The following is a 19652-nucleotide window of genomic DNA, read 5'->3' as shown; positions in this document are numbered from 1 at the left end:
TCGATCCGTGTTGACCAGTCAACGAGACCGCTGCCAGAAGTTTGAACTTCAATGGATGCCTTTCATATATGGCGGATGCCTGCATGCCCCGCCCGTGCGATGGCTGTTCTGCCACCGCTACGCCCGCACATCTATTCCTGGGCCGGAGTCGCTCCTCGGTGATGCCGCATTGTTGCCGTCATGGGCTTCGGCTCCCTGACGACTCCTATTGCGGCGCCCGTGACGAAACATCACGGCCAGGTAGTAGGCGTTGATGGATCCAACAAGGACATTCATTCCGACCATCGGCCATACCTGGATGTACCAGTTGTAACCAATGCATATGAGGCACGCGATGAGGTTGATGATTCGGAGCCTGATCATCCGTTTCTGGAGCAACGACGCCGCGACGAGCACCGAGCCAAGCCAGCCGATGATATCGATCATGGAAAGCACCTCAATGGTCCTTCCCCGCGCCCACCCGACGAGAAGACGGCCCAGCATTGTTCTTCCTGGCCCGGAAGCAGCCAGACCGCCTGCCCGGCGTTAGGCAGCACGGCACGTCGCCGGCATGCCGAACCTGATGTCGTCCGGTTTTGGCAGCGGTGGTTGAGCTCATCCTCTCGACTCGGATGTCGTTCACGGTTCTCCCTCTTCCAGATTGCCGCAAAAGGCGACAATAGGTATTGTAGCCACTACAACCAAACCAATGCCATGCGTCTCCTCCGCAAGAGCGGAAATACGGTCGATCGGAGACATGCGGTAGCCCGCACCGTTACAGAGACCATGGAGGCGCCCTAATGAGAACCGCGATTCATCCCGGCGATGCTTTGAGCCCGCGGTGGCGATTGCATTTCGTCGTCATTCTCGGCGCGCTTATGGCGCTCGGACCGATGACAATCGACCTCTACCTGCCGGCCCTTTCCGAGGCTCCAGGATGATCTCGACGTGTCAGCAGCGATGATTCAACTCACCCTGACCGGGACCACCATCGGCTTTGCGCTGGGGCAACTCGTCATAGGCCCCTCAGTGATCGTGCGGGACGGCGGCGTGGCCGCGCTGGCGATGGTGCGTGATCTCTTCGGCAGCCTTCGGCTGGCCGTGGTGCTTTCGAGGCTCTCGCTTGTGAGCGGCCTCGCACCCATCCTGGCGCCAGCCATTGGATCCCAACTACTGCCGATCATGAACTGGCGAGGGATTTTCGGAGTGCTCGCCATTTCGGCGTCGTAGTTGTCGTCGTGCTGTTGTGGGCTGGCGAGACGCTCCCAGCATCGCGCCGAAACGAGCAGGTGCGCGTGAACATCATGAAACGGTACCGTTCGATCCTCGGAGATCGAGTGTTCATCGGAGTCGCCCTTATCGGCGGCATGACCTTCTCTGGACTGTTCGCCTACCTTTCTTCAAGCCCATTCCTCTTTCAAGAAACGTATGGATTCAGTCCTCAGCAGTTCGGCCTCCTCTTCGCCGCCAACTGCGTGGGAATCGAAGGTGGTGTGCAGCTAAGTGCCCGTCTTGCTCGACGGTGGGATCCGCAATGGACCCTGGTCTTCTCGACAATTCTGATGGCGACTTCCGCCCTGCTAATAGTCATCGGCGATCACTTTGCGCTGGGCCTTTGGGGCACCATTGCCCCCTCTCGCTCTTCATCTTCGCGTGTGGCCTCACGTTTCCCTGCGTTCAGGTTTTGGGGCTCAATGCTCACGGACACTCCGCTGGAACGGCCGCCGCTCTCCTGGGTGCAGCGAGCTCCGGGTTCGCCGGGCGGATCTCTCCGATCGTTGGCGTCTTTGGCGTGACCAGCCCCACCCCCGTGGCCGCAACGATGGGGGCGACAAGCCTGATCGCCAACCTGGCGTTATGACTCGTCGTCAGACCGAAGACGGTGCCGTCGCTGTCACGGTGATCTTAGGTGACACCGCGACAGCGCCCGACGAGCGGGAGGAAGGTGGCAATATCACAGCAAATTGGTACTATGAATATAACAATCTGACCATTGGGGTCACATGAACAAAATGAAAGGGCACGCACGTGGCAGCACCAGGCACATGGGAAAGCTTCACCGTCAACACAAAACCTGCCGAGGGATACGCGAATCCAGTTAGCTACGTGGACGTAACGTCCCAGCTTCGCGAGGCGGCCCACGGCGCCGCCGGAGACGGACTACTCCACGTATTCATCCCCCACACCACCTGCACGTTGATCTTCAACTCAGGTGTCGACGGCACGACGCTTCAAGATATTCGATTGTTCATCGAAGAGCAGATCCCAGTCGACCGCCCCTTCGTCCACCTTTACGATGGGCCGCAGGATGCAGCTGCCCACGTTCGGTGTGTGTTTGGCGTGCAGTCGCTCCAACTGCCTGTGAGCGGCGGAGAGCTGGCCATCGGCGGAAGCCAAGGGGTCTATCTGCTTGAAATGGATGGGCCCCGTGATCGCACCATCAAGCACGCCCTGCAGGTGTTCTAAATGCGGAAGACCGTTGGCGTTAGGGCGGGACTCACAGTAGACCATCTGGTAACAGCAGGTGCAGGGGCCCATTTCAACCAGCTCGGAGGCCCTGGGCTTTTCGCGGCACTCGGTGCGCGGCTCATTGCCGGGACAGAACCGTACTTGTTCACACACCTACCTGCCGATGAGCCGGGGTTTGAATCTCTCTTCCGAGAGATGGGCATCAATCTTGACTATTCGCAGCCAAGCAAGTCGGCGCTCAGGTTGTGGATACTGAATTCGAACGAGGGCCGAAGGATCATCGAGACCCGGTCGCCTCAGGGCATCGAGCTTGAAGCCGCACCGGGGGGCCGCGGCCCAGAAGTTGGCCTGCTGCCCAGTGCCCCACAGCACCTCGTCCTGGATGCCATGCTGGAAAGTTCACCTCTTGAGCGACCGGTGGGATCACCGGGCCTGCTAATCGGAATCGACCCGCACCAGGTGCCGCTCCGCGAAGAAGGGTTCGACTACCTTGAGCGAGTCGCCACCCCCAACGCAGTGCTCTTGCCCAGCAGGGTACAGCTCGGCCTCCTGCATGAGGATCCTCGGCAAGCGGCCCGGACTATTCGCGAGCGACTACAGCTACCTGTGGTGGCCCGCCTGGACCGCGAAGGAATGATCGTCCTCACCTCCGACGGAGAGTGGATCGTCAAGGACGCTCATGTCGACGTTGTCGAAACCACGGGGGCTGGCGATGCCTCCGCGGCAGCCATCGTTGCCGCCCTTGCCATTGGCGCTGACCTTGTCACAGCCGCTGAATTCGGCGTAAGCGCCGCCCGGCTTGCCCTGTCCCACTGGGGGCACGAAGGCCTGTTGACAGAGCCCCTGACACAGCCGCTGAGCGGCATCACATCGACACGAGAGAACTGAGATGAATGTAACCCAGATGAACGTAAACGAGAGGCTGAAAAACCTCATCGACGGACTCGACGCGGCCCAGGACGTCGTTCCACTCGCGACGCAGCCGTTGGGCAAGGCCGTCTTCGTAGGTTCTGGCGATTCCCTGTCATCGGCGCTGCTTGCAACCAGTACCGGACACCGGGCCCTTTCTTCCGGAGATCTGACCTGGACAGGGAGGCTTCCATTCGACACCGACATGGTGGTCGGAATCTCGCACTCCGGAAGCTCAGCGGCAACGGTGCGCTCTTTGCAGGTTGCCAGAGACAAGGGCACGCGAACGATCGCAATCACCTCCAACGCGAGCTCGCCACTGGCAGCGGCGGCCGACGAGGTGCAGTTGGTGCCGGCCCTCCGGCTTCAGGAGCGCATTCCAAGTGCCGGGCACCTTATGCTCGGACTGGGAGTTGCAGCCCTCCTGGGCATCGAGACGAAGAATGCAACCTCGGATCTCGCTCGACTGATCACAAGGCAGGTGCCAGTTATCGAGAACTCGATCGGCGAACTCCCAGCCCAGCCGGTCGGCATCTCCGTTCTCACGCTCCCGGAACTGCGATGCGCCGGCGACTTCTGGATGCTGAAGCTTATCGAGGCCGTGGGCATTACCGTTCGGACCGTGGCGCTGGAAGAAAGCGGCCATGTCGATTACTTCCTCGGCCCCGAGCCGCGTCTTGCACTGCAATTGGCGGGCGCTGACGGCGCCGATCGCTTCAAACGCCTCGCCACAGCGTTGGAAAGCACTGGGCAGACCGTTTCGCGCATCGACTTCGTCCCGCCAGTCGAGCGCGACCTTCGCTCGAACATTCTCTTTGAGCTCGCGGCTGCGGCAGCGGGTGCAATGTGGGCGGACGCGGCGGCTGAGGCATGGGGTCGTCCGCCCTTCCGCGGGGGTGCGGTAAACATGGACGCCAGCCACATCCAGCTCTAGACCACCAGCGGGTGGCCCTCTCCCCTGAAACCGTGCACGCACGGTATCGCGGGAGATGGGCCGCCCGTATCCATGATTCCCAGAGACGGGTTGGGGCGTTCGAATGCAGAAAAAATCCGCATGCCCGTTCCTTCAACCCATCGGCTTAGCACTCGAATATTGGAGCGTGAATCCATGCAGCCAGGTACCAACCACCACACGTCCCGGCTCCTGCGGTTTCAGACCGGTTGGACCTGGGACGCCGAGTTCGTCGGGTTCTTCGTTGCCGACGCCCAAGGAATCTACGCATCGGAAGGACTGCGCGTCGAGTTCATCGAAGGTGGCCCATCCATTTCTCCGGAGGCCGCGCTTCTGGAAGATCGCGCCGACGTTGCGATCACCGTGCCAGACTCCACCGTCGAGCTCATAGCTTCCGGGGCTGACCTCGCAATCGTCGGGGTCCAGTACAAATCTGATCCATTGTGCGTGGTTGCATCCGAATCGACGGCCACCTCATTGGCCGATCTCGCTGACTTCACCTTGCACGTTCCCAATGTCAGCAGGGCCCGACTGACGCGGGCATTGGCAAGGGCGGGGGTCGCATTGGCATCAGTACGGATAGAAGACTATGAGAGCCGGCCGGCCGTGCTGGATGAGGGTCGCCGTGTCGGCATCGTGGGATATCAAACCACCCTCGTCGATGACCTCGGCGCCTTGGAGAACAACCTGGCGATTATTGATCTGGACCCCGACGACAGCCGTCTTCCCCAGAACACGATTGTCGTCCGTCGAAGCCGGATCAACACACTCTCCGATGATCTCAAAGCATTTCTCCGAGCAAGCGAGCGGGGTTGGGAACTCAATGCTGCAGAACCCGCCCGTTTCCCCGCTGAGTTCCGCCAGAGCTGGTACGCCAATCAGACGCGCAGCGTTGAGATGGAGATCTCCCATAACCGTAACCAGCTGGCATTCATGCGCATCGGTGAGAGGGGCTTTGATCTGGATGACGATGCCATGCTTGCCGTCAGCCGCGTTGCACGCGCATACGGCTTGTCGGCCGGGGCCGTGGCGTACTCACTGCAGAGCAATCCCTAAGGCAAGTTGCCGCAGCAGAGGTTCTCGGCAACGTTGGTGAGAACCTCGGCTACATTGGCCTCAAGCGCGATGGAGGCCTTGTAAGGCGGTGAAACCTCCCCGTCATTGCCCCGGCGTGCTGCCATTTGTATGGCACAGCCGCTGCTCGGCTAGTTTGAGGCCAGATGCGGCGGCGGGTCCCAGGCGCGGCAGGTGTCGTGGGGGCCATTCGGCACAGGTGACAGTTGAACGACTCCGAACGTTCGCGTTGGATTGCCGGTTGACGGGACGCGAGGACCTCCTGGCACAATCCACTTCGTACTGGAGATCCTCCCTGATACATCGTGCCACGCTGAGGACCAGGCTCAGCGGGCTACAAGGTCCCGCTCATGGATGACTCCGAACGGAACGTCGGGCGACAGCGCAACGGTGAATCTCGAAAAGTCGTGCCGCGTAATCAGGATCCCCCGGTGTTTGCCCGCTGTCGCACATTCTGCGGCGAACTGGATGGCCAGATTCAATTCGATGTCCCGTTGCGCTGTGTTCGTGACAACAAAGTCAGAGATGATTTCTTGCATCAGTGATATCCCTACTCGAAAACCGATAACCCGATGAGGGGCGTGGCATTTTGAAACTCCAACCGGGTGATTCGCAGGTGGCCTTCTCTCGTGCGGACCTGCAGTTCCCCGAATGCAGGTTGGTCCCAGCTGATGTCTCGTCATGCTGTCAGCAGAACCATCGGACTTCATCCAAGAAGCTCCACGGTTACGAGTGATTTGCACCGCCGGCATTACGGCCCCTGGAAGTAGCTGAACGATAGGGGTCCCAAAGCCTCACGGGCCAGGACCTTCCCGCCGAGTTCCTTGGCTAACTGCCACCCAAACCGGCATCCGTCGTCACGCTCACTTCGGGATCCGACCGGTCCGCCCCGCAAACGAAGATTCCCCTACTCGGGATCTTCACCGTTTACGGGGCAGCGGCTCGAAGCATTCATCGCATCTACTTAGATTTCATAACCGCCAGTGCAAGGAAATCACAGTCAACCCGCACCATTCGTTGAACAGGCAGCGCCGATGACCGGATTACTTGCGCAGAGCGGCCAACTCAATGATCGGGGGGATCGTCTCGTGTTCGGTCCCCGGGATCAGATCCCAATGAACATGACCCGGCTTACGATCAACGTCAATGTGAAGTGTCCTGGTGGGGGTGACGATCCAGGTAACGGTGACGTCGTGAGCCTCGCCTGCAAGGTATGCGTCAACGACCTGTTCGTCGTGGACGATGTCCACTACCTCCGACTGGGACGAAGTGAGCCCGATTTCGGAGAGCATCGCCCATTCGAGGTCGAAGTAGCCGTGGCCTTTGCCGAAGCGCACTCCGTTCTTGCTGACAGCTGAACCACCGGTGGCGAGGAACGTCAGCTGTTGGGTTCCTGTGAGGTCAGCGAGTGTGCGGGGCACACCAAATACGTCGAGCCCATCAAGGGTTGCGGCGTAAGACACGTCTTCGGGGCTAACAGTGCCTGCCGGGATCTCCATGAAACCGCGACGAATACCGTAAGTCGTCACCAAGAGTGTCTTGCCCGCCTTGAGGGCCTCTCGACGAAGTCGCTCGGTGGAATTGTCCGGGGTGATAAAGACCCGATCGGCCTGCTTCCAGGACTCGAGTTCGATAACCCGCTGGGTGGCTTGATCATTGTCTTCAAAGTCCGCGATGAATGATGAGAAATCCCAGTGGAAGCGGGAGTCCGGGCGACCCACGCGCATGAGGCCTTCCCAGATTCGTTCGCGATGAACCTGAGTGTCAAAATCAGACATGTTGTTCTCCTAAAGGGTGTTCTAAAGCTTTAGATGGGTAAAGAAGCCCGACTGGCGGCACAGCATGACCGGCACCCACATTGCGGGAGGCACAGCATCCGTCGCGGGCTGGCCTCCCTGTCGGTGCCCATGTGCTCGGCCTAGCCCGGAGCTGGGCCAGCCTGGGTTAGTCGGGATGGGCGTCGGTTTCGATCCATCGGCCGACGTGCCAGGAAGACGATCCGCCGCATCGGGTATTTGTCGAACAGCCGCCAGCTGCCGTGCGCTTACTACGACCCCAGGGCTGCCGGAGAATGGCTCGCTGACTTCGGCCTCCACTTCCAAAGGAGGACCCGTTGGGCCACGGATCCTGCGTATTAGTGGTCGTGGAAGATGTCAGGAAACCCTAGAGGCGGATTGCGCCGAGGCATCGAGCGCCCCACTGACGTCAACGCCGAATCGGAACCGAACACGGTCAGCCTTCCAATAGGCGCGTGAGAACTCGAGCGGCACGTTGTCAATGGACAGGCACGTCGCGGACAGCAGGATCACTGAGTCCTCGATATCGGCGTCCAAAATTTCCGCTCGCTCTGCATCGGCACCAATGACTTCGAACTGATTGTCGTATCGTCCAAGTCGAAATTGGTAGACAGACGAAAGCGTCGCCGAAACCGAGCCTTCCACGAGCGTGTTCCGATCGATTCCAGGCACCAGTTCAGCAGGGATCCACGAGATCACGTGCGCGGCCGGCGACCCATCCAGGGTCATCAGCCTTGACAGCTCGATCAAGGGCCCGTCAGTCTTCAGCTCCTTGAACGCCTGGGCCGGTGGTTCGGATGCGATCCCAATCGAAAGCACACGAGGAACCATTTCCAGTCCCTGGCTGCGTGATCGTTGGGCCAGACCGAGCGGAAGGCTCAGGTCCGTCATGATGAACTGTGGCGCCTGGAGCGCGAACGTTCCTTTGCCCTGCTCTCGCACCACGAAGCGGCCCTTGGCCAGCTCGGTCATCGCTTGCCGTATGGTTGACCGGCTTACTTCATATTCCGCAGCAAGCTGGAGTTCAGTTGGCAACTGCGTGCCCGGCGGCCAGTCGCCGCGCACGATCCTCGCGCGTAGCATCCGAACGAGTTGATGGTACGCCGGTATCGGCGAATCCCTGTCCAGGCTGCGAAACATACTCATAAATTCTCCTCCCCCATAATCATATTGTATGGATCACCGGTCCATTACTTGAGGCCAGAGGAAACCGAACCTTCACGATAGAACCGCTGAAGCAGCAAGAACAGAATCACAACCGGAGCGGTCGCCATCAGAGAAGCTGCAAACAACGTGCCATAGTCGATTCGGTTCGGGTTGATCAAGTTGATGATGCCGACCTGGGCGAGCTGCTGCGCCGGATCGTGCACAACAATCAAGGGCCAGAGGAATGAGTCCCAAACGTAAATGAACGTCGTCAGCCATACGGTCACCATTGCTGGCCACACATTCGGCAAGATGACGTGCATCAGAACATGCCGCAGACCGCCGCCATCAAGCATCACCGCCTCGTCAAAGGAAGGGGGTATGTCAGCGATCGCCTGCCTTAGGGTAAAGATCGCGATCGGGGCCGCGATCCAAGGAAGGAGGAGTCCCCAGAAGGTATCCACCTGGCCGAGACCCTTGACCACCAGGAACATGGGCGCGGCAAGCGCTTCGAAGGGCAGGAACATCGTTATCAGGATCCCGTAGAAAATCACACCACGGAACCGGAACTTCAGCCGGGCCAGCGCGAAGGCTGCAAGCAGTGCCAACAGCACGGTCGCCGTCGACTGTGTCACGGCCAAGACAATTGAATTGAGCAACTGCAACGGGAATGCCGGCAATTGCCAGGCACTGACGAAGTTCTCAAATGTCCCCGGAAACGGCACGAATGATCGCCAGGTGAGGGTGCCGCCGTATCTGAAAATGTCTGCGTTGTATCTGAACGCGTTCAGAACGGCCAACAGCATCGGGCCGAGGAAGACGACCAGGAAGACGACCTTGAGTGCCTTGGGTAGCCAGTGGATCTGCCGTTTCCGTCGCGGGCGCGGTGGTGACGTGTCGACTTGAACCTTTGTTTTCGTCATTGTACTCACCCTCAGTACTCCCATCGGCTGCGCAGCAGCCACAGCTCGATCGCCGTGACGGCGATGATCAACAGGACCAAGATGAGGGCCATCGCATTGGCCGCCCCTTGATCGAAAAAGACGAACGCTGCCTGATAGATGTGGAACGATGCAACGTCCGTGGACCCCTGCGGTCCGCCCTTCGTCAAAACGAAGATCGGTGCGAAGTACTGGAAAGCCCCGATCGTCGTAGTCACCACGGCAAGCTGTGTGGAACGCTGCAGCAATGGAAGGATTACCCGGCTGGTGAGCTGCCATCCGGATGCGCCGTCGACTTTCGCGGCCTCCATGACCTCAGCGGGAATAGCGGTCAAGCCGGCGAGATAGATGAGCATCGTGAACCCGGCATCTCGCCAGACAGAAGCCAACGTCACGACGAGCTGGGCCGTGCCAGGCTGCGTCAACCATCCAACCCGCGGCAAACCCAAACCTGAAATAACCGCGTTGGTCAGGCCGACTTCCCGGTCGAAGAGGAACAGGAAGATGACACCGATGATCGCAACAGGAGTGACGGCGGGAAGAACCAAGGTGACGCGGACAAATGCGTTGTACGCACTTGTTCGCCGCAAGAGCATCGCCGCGCTGATCCCAAGCGCAATCTGAAGCGGAATCTTGATGGTGACGAAAGCGCCGGTCAGCAGCAAGGAGTTGATGAATGCCGGGTCCTTCAGGACGAGTCCGAAGTTGTCCATGCCGACGAAGCCGATCGGGCTCCCTGCCACCGAATAGGAGTTCAGACTCGCCCACATTGCCTGGACAATTGGCCCGTACTTGTAGATGAGGATCAGCAGCAAAACGGGCAGAAGCAGCAGCAGGGCATTTCGCTTGGATGTCAGGGGTGTCCGGACCCTCCTACGATTGGAACGGACACCCCTTACGACGGTGGCACTCATTTAGCCAACGATCCCTTTGTATCGTGCCAGTTTGGTTTCGATGCTCTGGACCGCACCCGAGACTGTCTTTTGGATGTCCGCCCCGGTCGCAATGTCCTGAAGCATCTGTGTGTAGGTCGAGTCGTATTCCGACCACCCCGGTGTAACCGGACGCGGCACCGCCCACTCCGCGACGGTGTCCGTGAAGACCTTCATGTGCTCATCCTGAAGGTAGGGAAGTTCCGTGAGCAATGACTTGCGCATCGGGATTGCCTGCTGCTTCTCAGCCAGGATCTTCGCATTTTGCCCGGAGACCATGTCAGCGATCAGTTTCGCGGACCATTCGATGCTCTTGGCGTTCTTCGGGACTGCCAGGTGGTAAGAGTCGGTCTGCACGATCGGGGTCTTGAAGTATGGATGCGGGCTGACACCCCAGTTCATGCTTGGTGCGTTCTTGGCGATTCCGCCGATGGCTACGTCGGGGTTCGTGATCCAGAACGCAATCTGGTTGTTGTAGAAGAAGTCCGGCGACTTGCTCTGCGGCGAGAGACCATCAGCGTTGTACAGGTCCTGGAGGAAGTGGTACGCCTCCATGGCCTCATCCGTGTCGGCATAACCTGCGACGGACAGACCGTTTTCGCTGATCGCCTGGTAGGTCTTGGAATCCTTGGCCCCATTGCTCCGGACGATGTTCAGACCGGTGTATGTGGCTCCAGCGAGGAAGTTGCCCTGCCCCACGAAGATTCCCCAGAACTGGTCGTCACCCCGTGCCTTGCGCTCCTTCGCCTGAATGTCGAGCATGATCTCGCGGAGCTCTTTCCACGTCCATGCCTTTGCGAGCTCCGTGGGCGGAGTGATCCCGTGTTTGTCCAGGATCGCCTTGTTGTAGACCAGCGCCTGGGAGCTTTCGTTAGTTGCCGGGCCGTAGAACTTGCCCTTCCACGTGGCTGACGGTGTCGTACCCCCCAGGAAATCTCCCAGATCTTCTTTGGTGAAGAACTCGTCCAATGGCGCCAGGATGTCGTTTGCTGCGTAACCTTGCAACGCCGGGCCGTCTGCGATAACAACGTCGGGCACCGTGCTCTGCTGGGGGAAGGCCCGGATTGTGCGGTCCCAGTCTGCCCAAGGGACCGTGTTCAGTTGGAAGCTGATCTGGTTCGAGCCGATGAAGCCGGCCATGGCTGCTTGTGACCCCTGGATGAGCGTGTCATAGGGCACCCAAAGGCCGGTCATCGTCGATGGCTTCGCGGACGAGGATCCAGTATTCGCTGGCGCACAGCCAGTCAGAAAACTCGGTCCAACGATCGCCGCAAGGCCGGCCAGACCGCCGTTCACGAGCAGCGAACGCCGTGCGATCTGCTTGTTCATCTTTTCTCCTAAATGTTGGGGTTGATTCGGGTGGTACATCAGGAAATGACTGGTAATACGGCAGGAAAGGGGCGGGTCGCTAGCGCGCGTTCGCCAGCTGGTCGGCCCATGCGGAAACGTTCAGGTTGTTGACTTTGGCGACGAGATCCCGCCATTCGGCCGGAATGTCACCGGCGCCCCGGGAAGCTCCGGAGATGGCGCCCGCCATGGCGGCCACCGTGTCTGTGTCACCGCGGGAGTTGCCGGCGATGCGAATAGCCACACCGGCATCCCGGTTGGCGAAGGCGGCGGCTGCGAACGCCGCAGGAACAGACTCGGCCGTGGCTTCTCCCATGCCCACTACCTCGCTCAGGATGACGGCAGCCTGCCGCTCGGAGGTGACGGTGGAAACCAGGCGGATACCCTCACGGATCCGCGCCGAAATGGACGGAGCATAAATCCACGTTCCGAGCTCCTCGCCGGCGTCTGCGGCCTTGCATGCCCACTCGAGCGTTTCTTCCCAGGTCGCCCCATTGATTCCGGCCCAGACGGCCGCGGCAACCGCAGCGGCTCCGGAGATGGCCACGGACGTGTTGTGCGTCGGAAGGCATGATGAGTGCACGTCGATCATGAGCTGCTCGAAGGAGTAGCTGTGAATTGCGGCCCAGACGCCGACTGCCGCAACGCGCATCGGGGCGCCGTTGGTGGTACCGGAGTTTCCGGCTTCCTCGATGGGCACGCCTGCCTTGATTCGGGCCATTGCCCGCTTGGTGCTGGGTCCCACCGCGAGGCTTTCCGCGCCGCCGACACGATCGAGCCAGGCCTCCAACTCCTCGGCAGCGAACTTGTAGTCCAGGGTGTTGGAGGAGCGGGCAAAGGCGTCGGAGAGCGACTGTGCCTGCTCCGTGTCGTCCGTGATTCGTCCAGCATCGTAGCCGGCGTGGTACGGCGAATTGGCCGGGCCACCCTCCATCTTGACCCGCCACAACGGGTCCTTGAGGAAGGAGTTCGGCATGCCGAATGCGTCGCCGCAAGCCTGTCCCCACAAAGCGCCTTCGACTCGTGTACGCAATTCGGGGGTAAGAACGTTACTCATTTTTCATCCTTCTTCTCTTGAATTGAGTGAGGAAGTGCTCCCCACTTTTCGCACTGCCTCGAGGCGGCTTGCGCTGCAAGCGCCCCTGCTCGGTCAAGTGCATAGCCTGTGACGGCGGCCGCGATGAACGTCCCGCCGAAGACATCACCGGCACCGGTCGTGTCCACAACGCTCGCGGGAACAGCGTCGATACGGATGCTTTCGGCCCCTTCAGGGGCGATGCGCGCCCCCTCGGCGCCGAGGGTTTGAACGACCACGGACACCGACAAATCGCGTGCCGAAGCCACTTGCCGCTGGTCAGCGATCACGTAGTCCCATCGCGTATCCAGATCCGGGATCTCTCCGACGATGCTGCAACCAAGGCCTCGCCCCGAGGCCTCCGCCAGGACCAGGTCACTCCAGATCCCCCACCGCGGCGCGAAGATTACGTGAGTCACGCCATCAAGGAGCTGCGCGACGTTGTCGGGGACTAGTCCCGTCCCTTCTTCGCTCCACGCGAATCGTGCACCCGGGGCCTCGATGAGCAATGCGCGAATGTCATCTTGGATGGCCGGACAATACGAAACATCAACGCCTGACTTCTCGAAAGAGGCATGCAGTTCCCGGGCGCTCGGGGTGGCCTCCGCGACCGGCAGCGGATGCCACAGTCGGACGGGTGCGTGGGCAGAGGCGGCAAGCGCGATCGCCGGGGCGGACCCGCCAGGCATCCAGAATTCACGTCGATTCGCCAGCGCCACAATATGACCGACGTCGTGACTCGCCGGTGTTTCGTTCACGCGTACGAGACCATCCGCAGTGGCCGCGTTTCCGACTACGAGCAGCATTATCCTGCCTTCCTTTTTTCGTTGACACACAATGTGAATCCGAATAGGTTTGGTCTACCGTACATCAATACCTATCGAAAGGGAACCACTTGTGATTACGCAAGCGCTAGCCATCAAAGAGCCAGGTCTCACCGGACTTGAGGAGGTCGAAATCGGCCAACTGAACGACGATGAACTGCTTGTCGCCGTCCAGGTAGGAGGAGTCTGCCGCGGCGACGTTGAGGTGTTCAAAGGCGATGAAAGTGTTCCTACGCCGTACCTCGGGGGGCACGAATCGGCGGGTACCGTCCTTGACGTGGGCGCAAAGGTCACGCGCTTCAAAGCCGGCGACAACGTTGCCATGCTGGGCGATGGCCGCTTCCGTGATCTGACTCGTGTGAAGGAGGCTCAGGCGGCCCTGCTCCCTGCGGTCATCGATGACTGGTCTGAATGGGTGATCGAACCTATCGCCTGTGCCGTGAACGGCGTCGACGTCGCCAACATACGCATCGATGATGCGGTAGGGGTCGTTGGTCTCGGATACATGGGTCAGCTGGTGACGCGGACATTGGCGGTCACCCCGGTCCGGTCGATCGCGGCATTCGACATCCAGCCCGATGCGCTGGAGCGGGCGATCGAGAGCGGCGCCGACTTCGCCATTCGCGCCGACCAGGACGTCGACGAAATCGAACGTGAGTTGGAGGCCAAAATCTTCCGTCGTCCGATGCCGGAGTCTTACGTCCTCCCTGGACTGCAGAACGGGCCGCTGGATGTGGTGTTCGAGACATCCGGGTCTGCCGCAGGCCTGCGGCTCGCTTCACGTCTCGTCAGGGTGGGCGGCATGGTCATCATGTTTGGGCATCAGCGTGGCCTGATCGAGATTGATGGCACGGAGTGGCACCTCAAGGGTATTCACGTGGTCAATGGATCCCCGATGAGCGCCGAGAACTTCCACCAGATGTTTTACCGCGCAGCGGCAATGGTCAGCGCAGGCCGCATCAAGCTCGGAGGGCTCGTTACGCACTCCCGGCCGGCCGCACAGGCCCAAGAAGTCTTCGACGCCTCCGGCAAACCCGGCTACGTTAAGGGCTCAGTGACCTTCGGTGACATCGCGGGGGTGAACTCTTGAAGCGCGGAACGTTCCTTGCCTGCTACGAAGGGTGGGCCCTGGATGACGCACTAGCCCATCTGAAGAACAGCGGGGGTGAAGTGGTGGAGCTGGGGACCTTCGGCAGGTCGGTGGCAATGGACTACCAATTGGATGACCTGCTCCAAAAGCCAGCTCTGCGGGCCGAACTTGTCCAACGGGTAGCCGATCACGGGCTTCAAATCAGCTCGCTCAGCTGCCACGGCAATGCGCTGCATCCTCAAATCGAAATCGCCGAGACCCAGATCGCACTCTTCGACGACACTGTCCGACTTGCAGCCGCCCTTGAAGTCGACACGGTTGTGGATTTCTCGGGCTGCCCCGGTGACAACCCTGACGCTATTTACCCCAACTGGGTTACGTGCGCCTGGCCGGACGACTACCCAAAAATCCTTCAGTGGCAGTGGAACGAACGGATCTTCCCGTATTGGCATGAGAAGGTTCGCTTCCTCGAACGCGAAGGCATCCGTGTAGCGATCGAGATGCACCCAGGCATGGCGGTCTACAACCCCCGAGACCTTCTCCGGCTACGGGACGAGGTTGGGCCGGCCGTTGGCGCGAACCTCGATCCAAGCCACCTTTTCTGGCAACAGATCGACGTTGTTGGAGCGATTCGCTTCCTTGGAGACGCGATTTACCACGTCCATATGAAGGACTCCGAGGTGCGCCGAGCCAACACGCACCAGGTCGGCGTACTCGAAACTGCTCCGTTCAGCGCTTGGCGTGACCGCGCGTGGCTTTACCGCACACTCGGGCACGGACACGACGAGTCGTTCTGGCGGGCGTTCGTGACGACCCTCAAGGAGGTCGGCTACACCGGAACACTCAGCGTGGAACACGAAGACGTTCTCATCGGTGCGGCCGACGGCATCGAAAAGGCCCTTGAACTGATCCGGCGGGTCTCCCCCGCGGATGACGGCTTCAACACTTGGTGGGAATAGATTGCTAAGTCAAATCGATTTCCTAGTCTTCTCGCACGTCGTTATCGATGAGATCGAGCTTGCCAATGGGATGGTTCAGGACCCCTATCTGGGAGGCGCCGGGGCGTATGCCGCGGCAGGCGCAGCCTTGGCGGCGGGGCCGAATCGTTGCGCAATCATCAGCGGCGTGGGAACGGATCTGCCGGTGGAGGCCAAGGGTTGGCTGATCGACAGTGGCATCGCCACTGCGGGCATGCCCGCAGTGGACGCGCACACACCACGGACCGTGATTCGATACCACGACGACGGTGAACGTACGGAGTCACCCCGCTTTGGTTTGGACCACTTCACTCTCTCGGAGCCCGAAATGGCGATGGTCCCCGAGAACTACCAGAACGCCAAAGGCCTGTACGTTTTCAAGGCTATCGACACCGGATTCTGGACCGACCTTCGCGCGTATCGCGCGCGTACCAATTGTGCAGTCCTGTGGGAGATCGATGTTGCAGCGTGCAATCCAGAGAAGCGTCCACACGTTCTGAAACAACTCGCCGACGTCGACTTGTTGTCGATCAATCAAAGCGAGCTGGACCTGCTGTACGCCGACCAGCCTGACCTCACCCGCGTTCAACAAGTCGATGAGCTGCGCGCCGCCGGTGTCGAAGAAGTCCTTCTCCGCCGAGGCGCAGGAGGAGCAACCGTCTTCGGCAGAGGCGGGGCATTTGCCGCGGCTCCACCCCCAGGTGAACTGGTCGACCCCACCGGTGCGGGCAACGCATTCGGTGGGGCCTACCTGGCGCGATGGGTCGACACAGATCACAAGTCCAGCGAGGCACTCGCCGCAGCGATGGCTGGCTCCGCCGTCACGATCAGGCAATACGGGCCACCCGCCGTGAGCCATGTCCACCGAAATCGGTTCAATCGCCTGACAAATCAGGTGCAGGAAGCCGTTCATTTCTTGGAGAAGAGCATCAAATGAGTAGGTTTCACCCCTCCGTACCACCGATCAACCGTCGAATCCTTGACCGCTTCCAGCTGGTGGACAACATCCCTCTTCGAGGATTCCTGACCGAGGGGAAGCCCGCCCTGACGGGAATCGACCCGGAGCTCATCGGCGAGTACGTGCTGGTCGTTGTCCGCGACCCCCTGTGCTCTTACGAAAGGGATCCGGCCGCGCAGATCTCCGAGTCGTTCGATGACCGAGTACTTGCAGGTCAGACTGGCATGTTCACCACTTACACAGGGACCTACAAGGGCGCGCGCATCTCGGTCATCAGCGGCGGATCTGGATCTCCGGAAGCAGAACTCGCCATGGTTGATCTGCTCGAATACTCCAACGCCTCTACTTTCATCCGCGTTGGAGGTTCCGGGGGGATGAACGAGCGTGTCCGCCCGGGCGACCTGGTGATCGCGAGCGGAGTTGTTCGCGACGAGGGGATGACTGCCGGCTACGTCCCTGCTTCCTATCCCGCTGCTGCGGCGCCGGAGGTTGTGTTCGCCTTGGCCCAGGCTGCCCACGAGAATGGGTTCGCCTCGCACGTCGGCACGATCCGTTCGGCAGACTCGGATTACGTGGGCGGCGGCCGGCCGTCTGTCCGGGGGTACTTCCAGCCGTGGCATTTGGAGTTGGCTGAGTCATGGTCACGGGCCGGAGTGTTGTGTGGTGATCGTGAGTCGGCAGCGGTCGTGACACTGGCCCGTTTGTTTGACAAGCGGGGAGGCGCCATTTGCTCAGTCGCTGACAACCTAATGACGGGTGAGCCTTTCGTCTCGGGTGCGGGCCACAATAAGGCCATCACCACGGCGCTCGAAGCCATGGCAATCCTTCACAAGATGGACCGCCAGCGCGATGAAGCAGGTCTTCCGATCTGGCTGCCATCGCTCGCATCTGAGTCCGCACGCGCGTCCCAACGTGGGGACTCCGTCGAATCATGACACCGACTCGTCAACTCCGTGTTGCGATGATCGGTCACGGATTCATGGGAGCCGCGCACGCCCAGGGCTGGCGTGTGGCTCCGAGGTTCTTCAATCTACCGGCGTTTCCGGTCCCTCAGCTCATTGTCGGTCGCTCGACAGAAGCGGCTCAGGGAGCTGCTGACAAATGGGGTTGGCATGAAGCTGGTGACAGTTGGCAAGAGGCAATTGCGCGCGAAGACATCGACGTGATCGATATCGTGACACCAGGGGATATGCACGCGGAGATCGCGACGGCAGCACTTGAAGCCGGAAAGCACGTGCTCTGCGAAAAGCCCTTGGCGAACTCGCTGGAAGAGGCGGAGGCCATGGCTGAATCTGCGAGGGCAGCCGCCTTGTCGGGAGTGCGGTCCATGGTCGGATTCACATACCGCCGCGTACCCGCAATCGCTTATGCTCGCGAACTGATCGCTACAGGCCGGTTGGGCAGCATCTACCAGGTGCGGGCCAGCTACCTCCAGGACTGGCTCGCCGATCCGCAGGTTCCCCTCGCCTGGCGTCTCCAGAAGAACCGGGCGGGCTCGGGCGCGCTTGGCGACATTGGTGCGCATGCGATCGATCTCGTTCAATATCTCGTTGGCGCGCGAATCGCGGCAGTGTCCGGTACCACCCAGACAATCGTGAAACGCCGCCCCCTGTTGGAGCAGCCCATGGGTCTGGGAGGCATGGGAGGCGCTGAGATGGGTGATGTCTCTGTGGACGACGTCGCGATCTTCACGGCCCGGTTTAATGACGGCATCCTTGCCACGTTCGAAGCAAGCCGCTTTGCCACGGGACGGAAGAACGCCTTGCGAGTTGAGATTTCCGGAAGTAGCGGTGCTCTTGCATTCGATCTCGAAGATCTCAACGCACTTCACTTCTACGACTCGACCCTGCCGACAACTGAACAAGGCTTCAGCCGCATCCTGGTGACGGAACCCGGGCACCCGTACATATCAGCATGGTGGCCGGCGGGCCACATGCTCGGGTACGAGCACGGTTTCGCACATCAAGCACGCGACTTTGTCGAAGCAATCGTCAATGAGGTCCAGCCGTCGCCATCATTTGACGAAGGCTTGGCGGTTCAACGGGTTTTGTCAGCAGTGGAGACCAGCGCGGATCACCAGAGCGTCTGGACGCCGGCAAACGATCGTGATGGCCACTCCAAGGAAGGAGAAGATCACCAATGACTCGACCGATTACGCTCTTCACCGGCCAATGGGCGGATCTACCGCTCGAGGAGGTCGCCCGGCTGGCGTCGTCCTGGGGCTACGACGGACTAGAGCTGGCATGCTGGGGGGATCACCTCGACCCGTGGCGCTGGGATGAACCAGGCTACGCAGAGGGCCGGCTGGAGATCTTGGATCGCTATGGTCTCAAGGTCTGGGCCATCTCAAACCACCTCAAGGGCCAAGCCGTCTGCGACGATCCCATTGACCAGCGACACCGAGATATTCTCTCTGACCGCGTCTGGGGCGATGGTGAGCCTGAAGGCGTGCGCCAGCGTGCCGCGGAAGAGATGAAGAACACGGGACGGCTCGCCGCAAAGCTTGGCGTGAAGACTGTGGTCGGCTTCACTGGGTCGTCCATTTGGAAGTACATTGCGATGTTCCCTCCTGCCAGCCAAAGCGCGATTGACGCTGGGTACGAGGACTTCGCCAGTCGCTGGAATCCGATCCTTGACGTCTTTGACGAGGTCGGGGTGCGCTTCGCCCACGAAGTCCACCCCTCGGAAATCGCCTACGACTATTGGACAACGACGCTGGCACTGGAGGCAATCGGGCACCGCGAAGCCTTTGGGCTGAACTGGGACCCCAGCCACATGGTGTGGCAGGACATTGATCCCGTGAGCTTCTTGTGGGACTTCCGGGATCGGATCTACCACGTCGATTGCAAGGACACCAAGCAGCGCATGACGAATGGGCGCAACGGTAGGTTGGGCTCACACCTTGCCTGGGGTCAAGCCCGCCGAGGATGGGATTTCGTCTCGACCGGCCACGGTGATGTTCCATGGGAAAGCGCGTTCAGAATGCTCAACGAGATCGGCTACTCGGGCCCAATCTCCATCGAATGGGAAGACGCCGGCATGGACAGGTTGATCGGCGCTCCCGAAGCCCTCGACTATGTCCGCAAGCTTGCCTTCGACTCACCTGAAGCGGGATTCGACGCTGCCTTCAGCGCGCGGCAGGAAAGCAAAGCATAGGAGCTGGAACGTGGAAAGAACCTGGCC

At 60.4% G+C, this 19652-nt stretch carries 22 protein-coding genes; 12 read left to right on the top strand and 10 right to left on the bottom strand.

Going from position 1 to position 19652, the window contains the following annotated elements:
- Positions 1-117: 117 nt before the first annotated feature.
- Positions 118-426: a hypothetical protein gene (locus tag ASG77_RS12315; protein WP_156380305.1), complete on the bottom strand. Its 309-nt coding sequence runs from the start codon at positions 424-426 to the stop codon at positions 118-120.
- A 501-nt stretch (positions 427-927) separates the two neighbouring features.
- Between ASG77_RS12315 and ASG77_RS22930 the strand changes: the two genes are divergently transcribed.
- The 6 genes from ASG77_RS22930 (at position 928) to ASG77_RS12290 (ending at position 5365) form a co-directional block, all read left to right on the top strand.
- On the top strand, positions 928-1209 hold the full coding sequence (locus ASG77_RS22930; RefSeq protein WP_327019622.1) for a hypothetical protein: 282 nt from the start codon (positions 928-930) through the stop codon (positions 1207-1209).
- 8 nt (positions 1210-1217) lie between these two features.
- A complete protein-coding gene (locus ASG77_RS22925) occupies positions 1218-1775 on the top strand; it encodes an MFS transporter (RefSeq protein ID WP_327019621.1) in 558 nt (185 codons plus the stop codon).
- Positions 1776-2007: 232 nt separating this feature from the next.
- Complete coding sequence (locus ASG77_RS12305) at positions 2008-2445, top strand: secondary thiamine-phosphate synthase enzyme YjbQ (RefSeq protein ID WP_056345868.1); 438 nt, start codon at positions 2008-2010, stop codon at positions 2443-2445.
- Positions 2446-2643: 198 nt separating this feature from the next.
- Complete coding sequence (locus tag ASG77_RS12300) at positions 2644-3336, top strand: PfkB family carbohydrate kinase (protein WP_200950757.1); 693 nt, start codon at positions 2644-2646, stop codon at positions 3334-3336.
- A 1-nt stretch (position 3337) separates the two neighbouring features.
- The gene (locus tag ASG77_RS12295) at positions 3338-4291 is read left to right on the top strand and encodes an SIS domain-containing protein (RefSeq protein ID WP_056345864.1); all 954 of its coding nucleotides are present in this window, start codon (positions 3338-3340) and stop codon (positions 4289-4291) included.
- 174 nt (positions 4292-4465) lie between these two features.
- Positions 4466-5365, top strand: a complete 900-nt coding sequence (locus ASG77_RS12290) for an ABC transporter substrate-binding protein (RefSeq protein WP_056345862.1) — start codon at positions 4466-4468, stop codon at positions 5363-5365.
- A gap of 344 nt (positions 5366-5709) precedes the next feature.
- On the opposite strand, the gene ASG77_RS12285 is transcribed toward ASG77_RS12290, so the two are convergent.
- From ASG77_RS12285 to ASG77_RS22585, 9 genes are all read right to left on the bottom strand, one after another.
- Positions 5710-5922: a hypothetical protein gene (locus ASG77_RS12285; RefSeq protein WP_056345861.1), complete on the bottom strand. Its 213-nt coding sequence runs from the start codon at positions 5920-5922 to the stop codon at positions 5710-5712.
- A gap of 504 nt (positions 5923-6426) precedes the next feature.
- Positions 6427-7161 carry a 5-formyltetrahydrofolate cyclo-ligase gene (locus tag ASG77_RS12280; protein WP_056345859.1) on the bottom strand — a complete coding sequence of 245 codons (735 nt, stop codon included), beginning with the start codon at positions 7159-7161 and terminating at the stop codon, positions 6427-6429.
- Positions 7162-7536: 375 nt separating this feature from the next.
- Positions 7537-8325 carry a GntR family transcriptional regulator gene (locus ASG77_RS12275; protein WP_056345857.1) on the bottom strand — a complete coding sequence of 263 codons (789 nt, stop codon included), beginning with the start codon at positions 8323-8325 and terminating at the stop codon, positions 7537-7539.
- Positions 8326-8369: 44 nt separating this feature from the next.
- A complete protein-coding gene (locus ASG77_RS12270; protein WP_056345855.1) occupies positions 8370-9248 on the bottom strand; it encodes a carbohydrate ABC transporter permease in 879 nt (292 codons plus the stop codon).
- A gap of 11 nt (positions 9249-9259) precedes the next feature.
- Positions 9260-10180, bottom strand: coding sequence for a carbohydrate ABC transporter permease (locus ASG77_RS12265; RefSeq protein ID WP_056345853.1), 921 nt, complete (start codon positions 10178-10180; stop codon positions 9260-9262).
- Positions 10181-11527 carry a sugar ABC transporter substrate-binding protein gene (locus tag ASG77_RS12260; protein ID WP_162254940.1) on the bottom strand — a complete coding sequence of 449 codons (1347 nt, stop codon included), beginning with the start codon at positions 11525-11527 and terminating at the stop codon, positions 10181-10183.
- A 79-nt stretch (positions 11528-11606) separates the two neighbouring features.
- The gene (locus ASG77_RS12255) at positions 11607-12602 is read right to left on the bottom strand and encodes an ADP-ribosylglycohydrolase family protein (protein WP_082576002.1); all 996 of its coding nucleotides are present in this window, start codon (positions 12600-12602) and stop codon (positions 11607-11609) included.
- Positions 12599-13426 (bottom strand): carbohydrate kinase family protein, encoded by an 828-nt coding sequence (locus ASG77_RS12250; protein ID WP_056345848.1) that lies wholly within the window; start codon positions 13424-13426, stop codon positions 12599-12601. The genes ASG77_RS12255 and ASG77_RS12250 overlap by 4 nt, the downstream gene beginning before the upstream one ends.
- A 106-nt stretch (positions 13427-13532) precedes the next feature.
- Positions 13533-13697 (bottom strand): hypothetical protein, encoded by a 165-nt coding sequence (locus tag ASG77_RS22585; protein ID WP_235564495.1) that lies wholly within the window; start codon positions 13695-13697, stop codon positions 13533-13535.
- On the opposite strand from ASG77_RS22585, the gene ASG77_RS12245 reads away from it, so the two are divergent.
- The 6 genes from ASG77_RS12245 to ASG77_RS12220 are packed head-to-tail and all read left to right on the top strand — an operon-like array spanning position 13650 to position 19625.
- The gene (locus tag ASG77_RS12245) at positions 13650-14534 is read left to right on the top strand and encodes a zinc-binding dehydrogenase (RefSeq protein WP_442854244.1); all 885 of its coding nucleotides are present in this window, start codon (positions 13650-13652) and stop codon (positions 14532-14534) included. The genes ASG77_RS22585 and ASG77_RS12245 overlap by 48 nt on opposite strands.
- Entirely contained in the window at positions 14531-15493 is a 963-nt protein-coding gene (locus ASG77_RS12240; RefSeq protein ID WP_056345844.1) for a sugar phosphate isomerase/epimerase family protein, read from the top strand. The genes ASG77_RS12245 and ASG77_RS12240 overlap by 4 nt, the downstream gene beginning before the upstream one ends.
- Positions 15465-16448: a carbohydrate kinase family protein gene (locus ASG77_RS12235; protein ID WP_082576000.1), complete on the top strand. Its 984-nt coding sequence runs from the start codon at positions 15465-15467 to the stop codon at positions 16446-16448. The genes ASG77_RS12240 and ASG77_RS12235 overlap by 29 nt, the downstream gene beginning before the upstream one ends.
- On the top strand, positions 16445-17404 hold the full coding sequence (locus tag ASG77_RS12230) for a nucleoside phosphorylase (RefSeq protein WP_056345840.1): 960 nt from the start codon (positions 16445-16447) through the stop codon (positions 17402-17404). Before ASG77_RS12235 ends, ASG77_RS12230 begins: the two co-directional genes overlap by 4 nt.
- Positions 17401-18612 carry a Gfo/Idh/MocA family protein gene (locus ASG77_RS12225; RefSeq protein ID WP_235564493.1) on the top strand — a complete coding sequence of 404 codons (1212 nt, stop codon included), beginning with the start codon at positions 17401-17403 and terminating at the stop codon, positions 18610-18612. The genes ASG77_RS12230 and ASG77_RS12225 overlap by 4 nt, the downstream gene beginning before the upstream one ends.
- Positions 18609-19625, top strand: coding sequence for a sugar phosphate isomerase/epimerase family protein (locus ASG77_RS12220; RefSeq protein WP_056345836.1), 1017 nt, complete (start codon positions 18609-18611; stop codon positions 19623-19625). The genes ASG77_RS12225 and ASG77_RS12220 overlap by 4 nt, the downstream gene beginning before the upstream one ends.
- Positions 19626-19652: the final 27 nt, after the last annotated feature.

The organism is Arthrobacter sp. Soil762, from assembly GCF_001428335.1.
Classification (GTDB): domain Bacteria; phylum Actinomycetota; class Actinomycetes; order Actinomycetales; family Micrococcaceae; genus Arthrobacter.
The sequence above is the reverse complement of the archived record's forward strand: the minus strand, read 5'-3'. Positions and strand labels throughout refer to the sequence as shown.

What these genes read in the sequence shown, in the direction of transcription:
- ASG77_RS12315 (WP_156380305.1), bottom strand. Translation starts at nt 426, where the DNA reads ATGATCGATATCATCGGCTGGCTTGGCTCGGTGCTCGTCGCGGCGTCG.
- ASG77_RS12300 (WP_200950757.1), top strand. Translation starts at nt 2,644, where the DNA reads ATGGGCATCAATCTTGACTATTCGCAGCCAAGCAAGTCGGCGCTCAGG.
- ASG77_RS12295 (WP_056345864.1), top strand. Translation starts at nt 3,338, where the DNA reads ATGAATGTAACCCAGATGAACGTAAACGAGAGGCTGAAAAACCTCATC.
- ASG77_RS12290 (WP_056345862.1), top strand. Translation starts at nt 4,466, where the DNA reads ATGCAGCCAGGTACCAACCACCACACGTCCCGGCTCCTGCGGTTTCAG.
- ASG77_RS12285 (WP_056345861.1), bottom strand. Translation starts at nt 5,922, where the DNA reads ATGCAAGAAATCATCTCTGACTTTGTTGTCACGAACACAGCGCAACGG.
- ASG77_RS12280 (WP_056345859.1), bottom strand. Translation starts at nt 7,161, where the DNA reads ATGTCTGATTTTGACACTCAGGTTCATCGCGAACGAATCTGGGAAGGC.
- ASG77_RS12275 (WP_056345857.1), bottom strand. Translation starts at nt 8,325, where the DNA reads ATGAGTATGTTTCGCAGCCTGGACAGGGATTCGCCGATACCGGCGTAC.
- ASG77_RS12270 (WP_056345855.1), bottom strand. Translation starts at nt 9,248, where the DNA reads ATGACGAAAACAAAGGTTCAAGTCGACACGTCACCACCGCGCCCGCGA.
- ASG77_RS12265 (WP_056345853.1), bottom strand. Translation starts at nt 10,180, where the DNA reads ATGAGTGCCACCGTCGTAAGGGGTGTCCGTTCCAATCGTAGGAGGGTC.
- ASG77_RS12260 (WP_162254940.1), bottom strand. Translation starts at nt 11,527, where the DNA reads ATGAACAAGCAGATCGCACGGCGTTCGCTGCTCGTGAACGGCGGTCTG.
- ASG77_RS12255 (WP_082576002.1), bottom strand. Translation starts at nt 12,602, where the DNA reads ATGAGTAACGTTCTTACCCCCGAATTGCGTACACGAGTCGAAGGCGCT.
- ASG77_RS12250 (WP_056345848.1), bottom strand. Translation starts at nt 13,426, where the DNA reads ATGCTGCTCGTAGTCGGAAACGCGGCCACTGCGGATGGTCTCGTACGC.
- ASG77_RS12235 (WP_082576000.1), top strand. Translation starts at nt 15,465, where the DNA reads ATGACGGCTTCAACACTTGGTGGGAATAGATTGCTAAGTCAAATCGAT.
- ASG77_RS12230 (WP_056345840.1), top strand. Translation starts at nt 16,445, where the DNA reads ATGAGTAGGTTTCACCCCTCCGTACCACCGATCAACCGTCGAATCCTT.
- ASG77_RS12225 (WP_235564493.1), top strand. Translation starts at nt 17,401, where the DNA reads ATGACACCGACTCGTCAACTCCGTGTTGCGATGATCGGTCACGGATTC.
- ASG77_RS12220 (WP_056345836.1), top strand. Translation starts at nt 18,609, where the DNA reads ATGACTCGACCGATTACGCTCTTCACCGGCCAATGGGCGGATCTACCG.